Consider the following 13390-nt stretch of genomic DNA (forward strand, 5'->3'; position numbering starts at 1 on the left):
AGAAATAAATGGAAGCAAAAAAATTATTAGTATCATCCTCTCCTCATATGAGAAGCGAGAGAACTGTTACTAAAGAAATGTTAGATGTAATAATTGCTCTTATTCCAACAGGACTTGCAGGAATATATTTCTTTGGAATGAAAGCACTTGTTTTAATGATTGCATCAGTAGCAAGTTGTGTTATTGCAGAATTTATATCTAACAAAGTTATGAAAAGACAATCATCAATAAATGATTTATCAGCAATAGTTACAGGTTTACTTTTAGCCTATAATATCCCAGTTACCATGCCAGTTTGGCAAACAGTAATAGGCGCAGCTTTTGCTATAGTTATTTGTAAGCAATTTTTTGGTGGAATAGGACAAAATATTGTAAACCCAGCTTTGGGAGCAAGAGCATTTTTACTTGCATCTTGGTCAAAAAATATGTCAAATTATGTTGCACCAGGAAAAGTTTCAGCAGTATCAGCTGCAACGGTTTTATCAGGAGGAGAAAAACCAGCTTTATTAGATATGTTTATAGGAAATATGGGTGGATGTATTGGAGAAGTTTCAACTATCGCTATATTAATTGGAGCAGCATATCTTGTAATTAGAAAAGTTATTTCACTAAGAATACCTGCAGTATACATATTAACAACAGCAATCCTATTGATGGTATTTAATAAATCTGTTGATGGAATAATCGAACAATTATTATCAGGTGGTCTAATGCTTGGAGCATTTTTCATGGCAACAGACTATACAACAAGTCCTGTAACAAAAAAAGGAGAAATAATATTTGCTTTTGGTTGCGGACTTATCACTTCACTAATAAGAGTATTCGGTGGATACCCAGAAGGTGTTTCATATTCAATTTTATTAATGAACTTATTAGTTCCTCTTATTGATAGTAAGACAATGCCTAAGGTATTTGGTGTAGCTAGTAAAGGGGCAAAAGATGAATAAAGCATTAAAATTAGGAATTAAACTATTAATAATTACAGCTGTATCAGCTTTAGTATTGGCCTTTACAAATTCAGTTACAGAACCAATTATAAAAAAAGCTGAACAAGAAAAATTAAATGAATCATTAAAAATTGCCTATCCAGAAGGAAAAGACTTTGAAGAAGTTAAGGGAAAATTTCCTGAAGCTGTAAAAGGAGTTTATAAAGCTGATGGAGGCAAAGGATATGTGTTTGATGTAAATTCTAAAGGTGGATATGGTGGAGACATCGAATTTATCGTTGGGGTTGATAGTGAAAATAAATTAACAGGTTTCAGTCCTTTAAAACATTCAGAATCTGCAGGATTTGGTCTTCAAATGGAAGAAGATTGGTTTAAAGAAGGAGTTAAAGGCGTAAGTGTTGACAAGAAAGTCGGTGCATCAGAAGCCGGATCTGAAAACGAAATTGTAGGAATTTCAGGAGCTACATATTCAACTAATACTATCCTTAATGGTATAAATACTGCTCGTGAAGTATTGAAAGATCTTAAGTAGGAGGTAAAGATATGGAAAGACAAACTGGAAAACCTATAGATGTTCAAAAAGAAAAAGAAAAAAGAAAGAAAAAATCTGTAAATTTGGGAAAAGTTTTTAAAGACGGAATATTTTCAAATAACCCAGTATTTGTACAAATGGTAGGAATGTGTTCTGTACTTGCTATTTCATCTTCACTTTCTAATGCGATTGGAATGGGAGCTGCAGTAATTTTTGTACTTACACTTTCAAACTTGGTAATTTCTGTTTTGAGAAATTTTATTCCAGATGAAGTAAGAATTCCAGCTTTTATAGTTGTAATTGCAAGTTTCGTAACTATGGTTCAAATGATTATAAAAGCATACTTGCCAGCACTTGATCAATCACTTGGAATTTTTATTCCACTTATAGTTGTAAACTGTATAATTCTTGCAAGAGCTGAAGGATTTGCTTCACAACAAGGTCCTATAGCATCAATTATTGATGGTATTGGTCAAGGTTTAGGTTATACAATAGCAATTTCTATTCTTGCAGCTATTAGAGAATTATTTGGAAATGGTACATTACTAGATAATAGAATAATTCCTGAAGATTATACAATTGGATTTTTAATTCAACCAGCATCTTCATTTATTATCCTAGGAATCATGTTTGCAGTAGCAGCAGCTATTTCAAACAAGAAGAAAAATAATAAGTAGGAGGAATTATGTCAGAATTATTTTCAATAATTATTGCATCAATATTTGTAAATAATTATGTTTTGGGACAATTTTTAGGAATTTGTCCAACACTTGGTGTAACAAGTAAAGTTGAAACTGCAAAAGGAATGGGAGCTGCAGTAATTTTCGTAGTAACCTTATCTTCAATTATTACTTGGGTTATCCAATATTATATATTAGATCCATTAAAAATTGGATATTTACAAACAGTTGTATTTATTTTAGTAATCGCTTCATTAGTGCAAACAGTAGAGATGATTATGAAAAAATCAATGCCAAATCTTTATGAGGCTCTTGGTGTTTATCTACCATTAATTACAACTAACTGTATAGTACTTGGTGTGGCTATTAAAAATATAAATGAAAGCTATAATTTATTAGAAACAACAATAAACGCAGCAGCAGCTGCAGTAGGTTTCTTAATTGCTTTAGTAATACTTGCTTCTATAAGAGAAAAAATCGAAGATAACGACTTGCCAGAAGCTTTCAAGGGTGGACCTATTACTTTGATTACTCTAGGTCTAATGTCAATTGCCTTTATGGGCTTTGCAGGATTAGCATAGAGGAGAAATGTGATGAATAATATATTAATTCCAACACTTGTATTAGCCATATTAGGATTTGTACTAGCTGGCTTATTAGGTGTTATTAGTAAAAAATTTGAGGTTGAAACAGACCCAATTGTTGAAAGAGTAAGAGATGCACTTCCTGGAGCAAACTGTGGAGCTTGCGGTTATCCTGGTTGTGATGGTTGTGCAAATGCAATTGCAAAGGGAGAAGCTCCTGTTTCTGCTTGTGTAATTGGTGGACAATCTGTAACAGATGCAGTTGCAAGTGCTATGGGAGTTGAGTCAGCTGGAGCTGGGGACAAGCAAGTTGCAGTTGTAAAATGTAATGGAACTTGCGAAAATGCAAAAGATTTATACGAATATGCAGGTCTTGAAGATTGTAGAGCACAAATTGCTTTATTTGGTGGAAAAAAAGCTTGTAATTATGGTTGCCTTGGTTGTGGCTCATGTGTTAAAGCTTGTGAATTTGATGCTATACATATGGTGGATGGAGTAAGTGTTGTAGATAAGGAAAAATGTGTGGCTTGTGGAGCTTGTGTTAAAACTTGTCCAAAAAATATTATTGAGCTTGTTCCTTATTCACAAAAAGCAATTGTAAAATGTTCTTCTCATGATAAAGGAAAAGATGTTAGAGGAAATTGTAAAGTTGGATGTATTGGTTGTTCAATTTGTGCAAGAACTTATCCAGAAGGATTTACAATGGATAATTTCTTATCAAAAGAAACAATATCTGATAATTTAGATCTAAATCTTTTAAAAGAAGCTGCAGAAAAATGTCCTGCAAAATGTATTGATGTTGAATAAAAAATAAGATAAAGATTTGACCATCGAAATAAATCGGTGGTCTTTTTTTATTTGGATTTTTTAAATTGACATTAATCTGTTTTAAATGATAAACTCTTATAAGAGGTAGATATGAAATTAAAAAAAAGAGATATTATTGTAATTTTATTACTTTTATTATTAAGCTTGAGTATGGCTTTTTTTGTGCAAAAAATTAAGTCGGGAGAAGATGGAAATTATTTGAGAGTTGAGCTTAATGGGAAAGAATATGGTAAATATCCACTTAATAAAGATAAAAAATTTAAAATTAAAATTGACGATGATGAATTTAATATTGTTGAGATAAAAAATGGGCAAGTTAGTATGAAGGAAGCTAATTGTAGAGATTTGCTTTGTACTCACATGCCTAGTATAAAAAAAGTTGGAGAAACTATAGTTTGCCTTCCTCATAGATTGATTTTAGAAATTGTTTCTGAAAAAGAGGATAGCAATGAGGAAGAAATTGATAAGGTGGTTGGATGAATAATAAAACTTTAAAAGTATATGTAAATTTATCGCTTTTTGTCGCTTTATCTCTTGCTATTTCTTTGATTGAATCTATGGTTCCAATGCCTGTTCCAATTCCTGGTGCTAGGCTTGGTTTTTCGAATATAATAATATTAGTTGCTATTTATATTTATGATTATAAAAAGGCTTTAGCTGTAAGTATATTGAAATCTTTTTTGTTGGTTTTGATTACTGGATCAGTAATGAGTTTTTTCTATTCTTTTGTTGGAGCTATTTTTTCTACAACTGCTATGTATTTTTCACTTAAAAAGGTAGATGATGATTTTTCACTCATTGGAGTAAGTGAAATTGGTGCTTTTTTTCATAATTTAGGTCAAATTATTGTTGCAATATTTTTTATGCAAAATATAAAGATGTTTTATTATTTTCCAGTTTTAGTTTTTATAGGAATTTTTACTGGATTTTTTGTTGGTTTGAGTTCTAATTTTATAATTGAGCATTTAAAGAAACTTGGTGTTATAAATGAATAAAAAAATCAAAGATTTGGACCTTAGTCAAAGACCAAGGGAAAAGTTGAAAAATGAAGGATATGCAAGTTTGAGTGATGAGGAGCTGTTAGCAATTCTTATCGAAACGGGCTCTAAGAAGAAAAATGCTATTGAACTTGCTAGAGAAATTTTAAATACTTTTTCTAGCGAGGAGCTTTTGTCTATAAGTATTGAGCAATTAAATGGAATTGATGGGATAAAACTTGCCAAGGCTAGTAAAATTATTGCCGCTATCCAGCTTGGTAAAAGACTTACTGAGAAAATTGTTAATAAGGAAATCACAAGTATTAATTCTTGTGAGGATGTTTTTAATTTAATGAAAAATAAATTTATAGACACAAAAAAAGAACATTTCTATGCTATATTATTAGATACAAAAAATGTGATTATTAGCAAGGAGTTGATTTCTACTGGGGATCTTAACTCTTCTATTGTTAATCCTAGGGAATGTTTTATTTCGGCTGTAAAAAAGAGTGCAAATTCTGTGATTTTTGTACATAACCACCCAAGTGGAAATCCAAATCCTTCTTGTAATGATAAAGAGATTACTCAAAGATTGGTTAAAGCAGGAGAAATTTTGGATATAAAAGTATTAGATCATATTATTATTGGCAATAATAAATATTTTAGTTTTAGACAAGAAAATATTATATAGGAGAATAAAATGAATTTTAGAATTATGGCAGAAGACCTAGCAATTGATTTGGGTACCAGCTGTATTAAAGTTTTTAAGAAAAATGAAGGGGTTGTAATTTCTGAACCATCTGTTTTAGTTCTTGACCACCAAAATAAGGAAATAAAAGCTATTGGTCAACAAGCTAAGGAAATGATTGGAAAAACTCCTGATGAAATTATAGTACAAAGACCTATTGAAAAGGGTGTTATATCTGATTTTAATTTAACTGAGGCAATGTTAAATTATTTTTTCCAAAAAATAAATCCTGGGTTTTCGGTTGTTCAACCAAGAGTTGTTGTTTGCGTTCCTAGTGGTATTACTGACATTGAACAAAGAGCTGTCGAAGATGCTTCTTTGCATGCTGGAAGTAGGGATGTAATAATGGTTGATGAATCACTTGCGGCTTGTTTTGGAGTTGGACTTACTCCAGAAGATCCAAGAGGTATTTTGACTTTAAATCTTGGGGCTGGAACAAGTGAGATTTGCGTAATAAGCCTTAATGGAATTGTTGCTAGTAAAACTTTAAAAATGGGCGGAGATGACATCGATAAAAATATCCAAAATTTTTTGAGAGAAAAGAAAAAAATCGAAGTAGGTATAAATACAGCAGAGCTTATTAAAAAGGAATTGCTATCACTTAGACTTAAAGATAAGGATATAGGAATGGAAGTTGAAGGTAGAGATGTAAAAGATGCTCAACCTAAAAGAATAAAAGTTACAAGTGAAGAAATAGCACCTTGCATAAGCGAATTTGCTGATAGTCTAATAGAGATGATTTATTTGGTAATGGAAAAAACACCGCCAGAATTATCCAGTGATATTAAAAATGATGGATTTTTAATGACTGGAGGTATGGCAAATGTTAGAGGTCTTCGTGAATATATTGAAAAAATAATAAATTTAAAGGCGAAAATATCTGACAAGCCAGAATTAGATGCTATAAAAGGTGCAGGCTTAATTATGGAAAATCCAGATAGATTTTTAAAATATCAAAGTAGGTAAGTATGGCTTATAGAAGAAAGAAAAAAAACAATAAACATTTTTTTATAACGGTTATTTTGTTAGTATTGTTGATATTTACATCAAGCCTTACTGATGATTTGGTAGAGGCTGGTAATAATATAACAAATACCATATTCAAGCCCGTAAACAAAGCTTCTTATTCAATAACTTCAGAAATAATTAAAGCTATAGAAGATACTATTGGTTCAAAGCAAACAAGAGCCGAAGTTGAAAAATTAAAGATAGAAAATCAAAATCTTTTAAAAGAAAATGCTAACTTAATGGAAGTTATTAATAGAAAAGATTTTTTGAAAGCTGAAAATGATGCTATAAAAAATCAAAAATATGAATACGTCAAAGCTCAAGTTATTAATTCTGATGTAAAAAGTATGCAAGAATCATTTTTTATAGACAAGGGTAAAAAAGACGGGATAAAAGTTAATGATGTAATTTTGCAAGCTATAGGAAATAGCGAGTATTCATCTGCTGTTATAGGAAAAGTTGTAAAGGTAAATTCAACAACAAGCAAGGTTGAAACAATCAAAAATTCATCAAATGACGTTTCATTTATTAATTCTAGAAGTGGAGATTATGGGGTTATTGATGATTATAAAAACAAAAAAATTAGTGGTTATATGCTAGAAGTTTCTAGTGATGTTAAAAATTCTGATACATTAATTACAAGTGGTATAGGGGGAGTTTATCCTAAGGGTTTATATTTGGGAGAAATTTCTAATGTAATTATGAGCAAGGATTCTCTAAGAAAAAATGTAACTATTGATTCGCCAGCAGATTTTACCCATTTGTATAGGGTTTTGGTTCTTAGAAAGTAAGGTGGATATATGAATAAATTTAAAACATTTTTAATAGCTTTTATTTCTTTTATCCTACAAGTTAGCGTCTTTTCTAAGGTGGATATATTTGGAGCAAATATCAATATTATAGTTGCATTTGTAATATGTTTATCCTTAACACTTGGGTCTAAGAGTGCTTCTTATACGGGGCTTGTTATTGGTTTGTTGGAAGATCTTATGTTTTCAAAAATAATTGGTGTAAGAGCTTTATCATATTTTTTGATAGGTCATGTAGTTGGAGATGAAAAGTTTAGATTTAGTAGCGATAAAAAAACAGGTTTGATTTTAACTTTTGTTTTTACTATATTAAACTTTTTATTTGTAAGTTTAATAACATATATTTTTAATGGGGATATAGTTGTTATTAAAAATTATTTATTTGTACCAATTTTGGTAGAAGCTTTATTGAATACTTTAATGTATTTAATCTATCATATAATAATAAAAAAACTAATGTATATTCCAACATATAGGATATAGGGGTGTAAGTTTTGAGAAAACAAAAAGAAAATAGAATAACTATTTTGCAAATAGTTTTTGGTCTAATGTTTCTTGCTATTTTTGTAAAATTATTTATCCTTATGATAAATCAAGGAGAACATTACAGAGATTTATCAGATAATAGAAAAGTTCAAGAAGTTGATGAAATTGCAAGTAGAGGAGATATTTTAGACAGAAATGGAAATGTTCTTGCTACAACAGTTCCATCTTTTGCTGTGCAATTATATAAAGATAAACTTACAAGCTTGGATGATGAAGATAGGATAAAGGCTGTAAATTCTTTGGTAAATATTTTGGAAGAAGCAGGTGTAAATTACCAAAATGATTTTGATATTAGACTAAATTCATTCCAATACAAAAGTGAGGATGATTATTTCAAAGAAGAAAAATCACCAGAAGATAAAATTGTTGATATAATAGTTGAAAAAAAATTAACAAGAGAAATAGTAGGATCTTTTAGCAACAAAGATGGGATAAAATATGAAACAATAAAAACTGCCCTTCTTGCCTTGAAAAAAAGAGGAATAGACATTCCTATATTAGTTAAGCAAAAAAATAATAAACTTAATTTAGTATATAAGGAAAATGCAAAAGAAAAATTAAAAGCATTAGGTCATAGCACAAAAGATGATCCTCTTGACGTTGTTGTTAGTGCAATTGGCGACGATAAGTCTGTTATAAAAAATATACTTGAAAATAATCAAGCAAGATTATTAACTTATAATATTTTAAAAGAAAAAAATTTAGAATCTAATGTGATTTTAAAAGATTATAGTTTGATGGCAGATGAAAAGCTCATACAAAAAAAAGCTAGTTTAAATGATGGCTATCCAGAAATAAAATTAGATACAAAAGCTAGTGATGATTTTTATGAAATTGTAAAAAAATCTTCAATCAAAGAATTTTTAAAATCAGCAAGCTTAAATGAAGAAGATGGCTCTTACCTAATTCCAGCAGATATTTTGATAGAAAAATTGGAAAACAAAGGTATATATGCAAACTTTACAACAGAAGTAAAAACCGAAACAAAAGATAAAAAAAATATATATTCTGTTGATATAAAATTTAAAAATTCTCAAGCTGGAGATCCAGCAGAAGAATTGGCAAATCTTGCTGATAAACATAAATTATTGAAGGGCGTAATCTTAGATAAAGATTTAAAATATTTGGCACAAAATGCTAATGCTATAAATAACGTCTATCCATCAATCGATATTTCAGAAGATAAGCCTAGCAAATGGGATTATACTTTTAATGTTGCCAAAAAAGATTTCTTTGAATATTATGCAAGCAGAGATAAAAATGAAAGTCGAGATAAGGTTGTAAAAAAACTAAATAAAGCAAAAAGCGCAAAAGAAGTTCTTGATTATATAAAATCAGTATCAGATATAAAAAATGACAATGACTATGAGGCTTGTGGAATTTTGACAATCGATAGCATTATTAATAGGCAAGGCTCATTTGGTTTTAGACCAATTAATTTAGTTTATAATTTAGATGATTCGACTGTTCTAAGAATTGAAGAAAATATTGACAAATCAAAGGGAATTAGTGTGGCAACAATTCCTATAAGATCTTATCCAAATAGAAATTTGGCAAGCCACGTTTTAGGCTACATGGGACCAATTGCAACCGATGAAGAAGTGGAAAAATATGTAAAAAAAGATTCATATTTAAGAGATGAAATTGTCGGCAAAACTGGAATCGAAGAATCATATCAAGATACTCTCAGAGGAAAAAATGGAAAAAGTATTGTAACGGTTGATTCATCAGGAAATAGAATTGAAACATTATCAAAAACTCCATCAGAACCAGGAAATGATGTTTATCTTTCTATAGATGCTAATTTGCAAGCGCAAGCAGAAAAATCTCTTTCAAAAGTTCTAGAATCAATTAGAACAGGTAAAACCTATGAATCTGAATATGGGAATTTTAATACTAGCGAAATTGCTCCTTATTCAACAAATGGAGCAGTTGTTGTAAGTAATGTAAAAACTGGAGAAGTTCTTGCAATGGCTTCATATCCAAGTTATGATCCTAATTTATTTTCTACTGGAATTTCTTCTTCTGATTGGGAAAGCTTACAAGTAGATGATGGTTCATCTGTGCTAGCAGCAAGACCTATGTTAAATGTGGCAAGTCAGACTGCTGTTATGCCTGGATCTACTTTTAAATTAGTAACTTCTTTGGCGGCTTTGGAAAAAGGATTAAATCCACAAATGACAAATTATTGTAATGGTTTTATGGATATAGGAAGTAGGAGATTTTCTTGTTTAATTTGGTCAACAACTGGTACAACTCATGGAGAAGAAAATTTATATGATGCAATTAGAGATTCATGTAACTATTACTTTTATTGTTTGGCTTTGGGAGAAAATCCATCTACTGGCAAAAGCCTTGGATTTAAGCTTGAACTAAGTGATGTAAAAAAAGCTGCTAGTACTTTGGGATTAGATGAAACTTCTGGAATAGAAATAAATATTCCACAGGAATCAAGTGGAAATATACCATCTGTCGAAAAGAAATTAGAAGTTACAAAATCATTAATGAAGAAGTACCTTGATAAAAATATAAAAAAATATTTGAAAAAAAATGTTAAAAAAACAAAATCTGATATTGAAAATGATAAAAATGAACTTGTAAAATTAGCGGATAATCCAAATTCTATAAATAGAAAAAAATTAATTGAAATGATTGATAAAATGGGTTATGAACCATTAGAAATTAAAAAAGATGATAGGGCAGGTCTTGCTGATACTTTAAAATTTACTTATCTAAATCAAGCGAAATGGGATATAACAGATATGTTAAATATAGTTATAGGACAAGGGCAAAATTCATACACGCCACTACAAATGAATAGAGTTATGTCTACAATATCAAATGGTGGTTATTTAAATAAATATACATTAATAAAAGAAGTAACAAACCATAATTCGAAAGATATTTTATATCAAAATCAAGTAAAGCATAAGAAAATTTCTATTAAAGATGATAAATATTTGGAAGATATAAAATATGGTACCTTGTTAGTTGCTCAAAATAATGCTATTTTAAATAGAATGCCTCTTGAAGTTGGAGTAAAAACAGGAACAGCAGAAGTTGAAGGTAAAAATCCAGATGGAAGTGGTTACGACCCTTATGCATGGATGATTGGATTTGCTCCATACGATGATCCAGAAATTGCAATATCAATAATTTTAACTCAAGGGGCAACATCATTTAATGTTTCACCAATTTTTAGAGACATAGTTTGCAAATATTTTGATATAAAAATAAATCCAGATAAGCAAAATCTTCTCAATAAAGTAAAAACCGAAGGTAATAATCAAGAAAATACACAAGGAGAATAAAATGGACATATATTTAATAAATTCAAAAAATCAAAATGAATTAAAATTTATAAAAGATTTTTCAAAAATTTTATCTAAGGATAAGTCTGTTTTGATTCTATCATTTGAAAGAAACAAGGATTGTAATATTGAAGATTTATTTGATATGGGAGGAATGATCACATACGATATATGTGATTATTTCCTTGACCTTGTAGGTCTTGAAAAAATTATTAGAAAAACTTGTGAAAATATAGATTTTGCCATAGCTCCTTTAATAAATTCAAAATATAAAATAAAAAAAGAAGATATATCAAGTCTTTTGGGAAAAATAAATTATTATGATGTTCTTATTGTAAATGGTTTAGATAAAGAGTTAATAGATGATAAAAAAATAATTCAAATTACTGATGAAAGTGAAATTAATGAAGACTTTGATTCTGATTACTTTTTTATCGAAACTTATGACAAATATTTTGATATTAGGGAATATAGAGATGAAATTTTTGCTAAATCTTCAAAATTTTTAGGGTTAAAATCAAAAGATACATCTTATGAAAATATTATTTTAAATCTTTTGGATGATAAAAATGAAAATATCGAAAAAATTGGATTTTTTGAAAAATTAAAGAAGAAATTAGCGAAATGAAATCATATATTTTTGTAGATTATAAAGAAAAAGCCTTTGGTAAAATTGTCGATAACAAGCTTATTGAATTAAAATTTTATTCTCCTTACTTGTTCAATATTTATAGGGCAAAAGTAGTAAATAAAATTGATTCTATTAATGCTTATTTTTTGTTGTATGATGATGGCAAAAAGGCTTTTTTAAAATCAAATAAAAAATTCAAAATTGGAGATAGTGTAATTTGCCAGATTATTAAAGAAGAATTTGACGATAAATTAGCAACTATGAGTGCAAATTTTAGAATCGAAAATGAAGATTATTATTTGTATAGGTTCAAAAATAAGGGATTTCCAAAATTAAAAAAAGATAGAAAGAAAAACCATGAAAATTATAATAAATTACTTGAACTTAAAGAAAAATTAATAAATGAAGAAAATTTCACGCCTTCTCCAAAACTCTTGAAAACTTACAATGAATTTGACTTATATTGTGAAAAAAATAAAGATTTGGAACTTGTTGAACTAGATATAAAAAATAATAAAATAATTTCAGATTCAATAAAAAGCATTAAGGAAAAAAAGATTTATAAAGATGATTTATCAATAATAATCAATGATCTTGAAACGCTTTGCTTTATTGATGTGAATTCATCAAAGAAAAAATCAACTATGGACAAGGATGATTTTTATTATAAGGTTAATGAAGATTTGGTAGATTTTATTTTTTACAATTTAAATCTTAGAAATATTGGCGGAATGGTAGTTATAGATTTTTTAAAATCTAGTAAAAATGATCAATTGATTGATAAAATAAACGAAAATATAAAAAAATATTTTGACACTTACGAAATATATGGATTTACAAATATGGGACTATTTGAATTGTCAATAAAAAGAAGAGGAGAAAGTCTTTATAAAAAATTAAAAGAAAAAGAGCTTATCTAATCAATAAGCTCTAATTTTTTTCTATCAAAATTATTTACAATATTTTCTTTGAATTTTTTGTTTAATCTTTTTATTCTATATTCAATTTTCATAGCCTTACTTTTATCAGAAACTTCTTTATAAAAAACTAGTTTACAAGGTCTTCTTGCTCTTGTATATTTTGCGCCAATTCCCTTGTTGTGTTTTTCCAATCTATTTTGTAAATTATTTGTCCAACCAGTGTAAAGACTTCCATCAGAACATCTTAAAATATAAACAAAAGCATTTTTCATTTGAACAAATCACCCAACACATCACTTATAATATCATAAGAAAATCCCCTAGAAGCAAGAAATCTATATACCTTATTTTTATCATTTACACTTTCTTTTTTGTTAAGACCTGCATCATAAGCTTTTTCATACTCTTCATCATAGGAAATTTCATCCAAATAAGTATCAATTAAACTATCATCAATAAATTTTGCCTTTAGTTTGTATCTAATTTTACCCTTAGACCAATTATTTATCCTTGATTTATCATTTATATAAGATTTCACATAAGCTTTATCATCAATTAAATTATATTCAGTCAAAAAATCAATAACCCTAGAAATCGAATCATTATTGAATTTTTTTTCTTTCAATTTTTTTTTCAAATCGAAAGAAGTCTTTGCACCGTAAGATAATTGTTTTAAAGCTTCATTTTTACATCTATTAAAGTCATTTTCCCTTAAAATTTCCTTATACAAATCAAAATCAATAACCGCTCCAATAGATAAAGCTAAATCATTAAAAAAATCATAAGAAATATAAAAAAATTCATTTGAAATGGTAATTTTTACCAAATTATATTTATCAGAATATTCAATATTTTCAACAATCATAATG

The 13390-nt window shown here is 28.5% G+C and carries 16 protein-coding genes; 14 read left to right on the forward strand and 2 right to left on the reverse strand.

What is annotated here, in order from left to right:
- Positions 1-8 precede the first annotated feature (8 nt).
- From I6H46_RS06750 to I6H46_RS06815, 14 genes are all read left to right on the forward strand, one after another.
- A complete protein-coding gene (locus tag I6H46_RS06750) occupies positions 9-947 on the forward strand; it encodes an RnfABCDGE type electron transport complex subunit D (protein ID WP_019117998.1) in 939 nt (312 codons plus the stop codon).
- A complete protein-coding gene (locus I6H46_RS06755) occupies positions 940-1479 on the forward strand; it encodes an FMN-binding protein (RefSeq protein ID WP_019117997.1) in 540 nt (179 codons plus the stop codon). Before I6H46_RS06750 ends, I6H46_RS06755 begins: the two co-directional genes overlap by 8 nt.
- Positions 1480-1490: 11 nt before the next feature.
- Entirely contained in the window at positions 1491-2156 is a 666-nt protein-coding gene (rsxE, locus tag I6H46_RS06760) for an electron transport complex subunit RsxE (RefSeq protein ID WP_019117996.1), read from the forward strand.
- 8 nt (positions 2157-2164) lie between these two features.
- Entirely contained in the window at positions 2165-2740 is a 576-nt protein-coding gene (gene rsxA / locus I6H46_RS06765; protein ID WP_004838526.1) for an electron transport complex subunit RsxA, read from the forward strand.
- Between the two features lie 12 nt (positions 2741-2752).
- Complete coding sequence (locus tag I6H46_RS06770; protein ID WP_019117995.1) at positions 2753-3550, forward strand: RnfABCDGE type electron transport complex subunit B; 798 nt, start codon at positions 2753-2755, stop codon at positions 3548-3550.
- Between the two features lie 111 nt (positions 3551-3661).
- Complete coding sequence (locus I6H46_RS06775) at positions 3662-4051, forward strand: NusG domain II-containing protein (RefSeq protein ID WP_200225705.1); 390 nt, start codon at positions 3662-3664, stop codon at positions 4049-4051.
- A complete protein-coding gene (locus I6H46_RS06780) occupies positions 4048-4566 on the forward strand; it encodes a Gx transporter family protein (RefSeq protein WP_019117993.1) in 519 nt (172 codons plus the stop codon). The genes I6H46_RS06775 and I6H46_RS06780 overlap by 4 nt, the downstream gene beginning before the upstream one ends.
- Positions 4559-5239 (forward strand): RadC family protein, encoded by a 681-nt coding sequence (gene radC, locus I6H46_RS06785; protein WP_019117992.1) that lies wholly within the window; start codon positions 4559-4561, stop codon positions 5237-5239. Before I6H46_RS06780 ends, radC begins: the two co-directional genes overlap by 8 nt.
- Before the next feature lie 9 nt (positions 5240-5248).
- The gene (gene mreB, locus I6H46_RS06790) at positions 5249-6262 is read left to right on the forward strand and encodes a rod shape-determining protein (RefSeq protein WP_004838531.1); all 1014 of its coding nucleotides are present in this window, start codon (positions 5249-5251) and stop codon (positions 6260-6262) included.
- 2 nt (positions 6263-6264) lie between these two features.
- Positions 6265-7095, forward strand: coding sequence for a rod shape-determining protein MreC (mreC, locus tag I6H46_RS06795; RefSeq protein WP_070641792.1), 831 nt, complete (start codon positions 6265-6267; stop codon positions 7093-7095).
- A gap of 9 nt (positions 7096-7104) precedes the next feature.
- Complete coding sequence (mreD, locus tag I6H46_RS06800) at positions 7105-7596, forward strand: rod shape-determining protein MreD (RefSeq protein ID WP_019117991.1); 492 nt, start codon at positions 7105-7107, stop codon at positions 7594-7596.
- 11 nt (positions 7597-7607) lie between these two features.
- Positions 7608-10970, forward strand: a complete 3363-nt coding sequence (locus tag I6H46_RS06805) for a penicillin-binding transpeptidase domain-containing protein (protein ID WP_019117990.1) — start codon at positions 7608-7610, stop codon at positions 10968-10970.
- A 1-nt stretch (position 10971) separates the two neighbouring features.
- Positions 10972-11598 (forward strand): hypothetical protein, encoded by a 627-nt coding sequence (locus I6H46_RS06810; RefSeq protein WP_019117989.1) that lies wholly within the window; start codon positions 10972-10974, stop codon positions 11596-11598.
- Positions 11595-12521 carry a ribonuclease E/G gene (locus I6H46_RS06815; RefSeq protein WP_019117988.1) on the forward strand — a complete coding sequence of 309 codons (927 nt, stop codon included), beginning with the start codon at positions 11595-11597 and terminating at the stop codon, positions 12519-12521. Before I6H46_RS06810 ends, I6H46_RS06815 begins: the two co-directional genes overlap by 4 nt.
- Here the strand turns inward: I6H46_RS06815 and I6H46_RS06820 are convergent.
- Both I6H46_RS06820 and I6H46_RS06825 read right to left on the reverse strand, forming a co-directional pair.
- Positions 12518-12793, reverse strand: a complete 276-nt coding sequence (locus I6H46_RS06820; protein ID WP_019117987.1) for a GIY-YIG nuclease family protein — start codon at positions 12791-12793, stop codon at positions 12518-12520. The two genes, I6H46_RS06815 and I6H46_RS06820, sit on opposite strands and share 4 nt — an antisense overlap.
- The gene (locus tag I6H46_RS06825) at positions 12790-13386 is read right to left on the reverse strand and encodes a regulatory protein RecX (RefSeq protein WP_200225707.1); all 597 of its coding nucleotides are present in this window, start codon (positions 13384-13386) and stop codon (positions 12790-12792) included. Before I6H46_RS06825 ends, I6H46_RS06820 begins: the two co-directional genes overlap by 4 nt.
- Positions 13387-13390: the final 4 nt, after the last annotated feature.

The organism is Anaerococcus obesiensis (assembly GCF_016599815.1).
GTDB lineage: Bacteria > Bacillota > Clostridia > Tissierellales > Peptoniphilaceae > Anaerococcus > Anaerococcus vaginalis.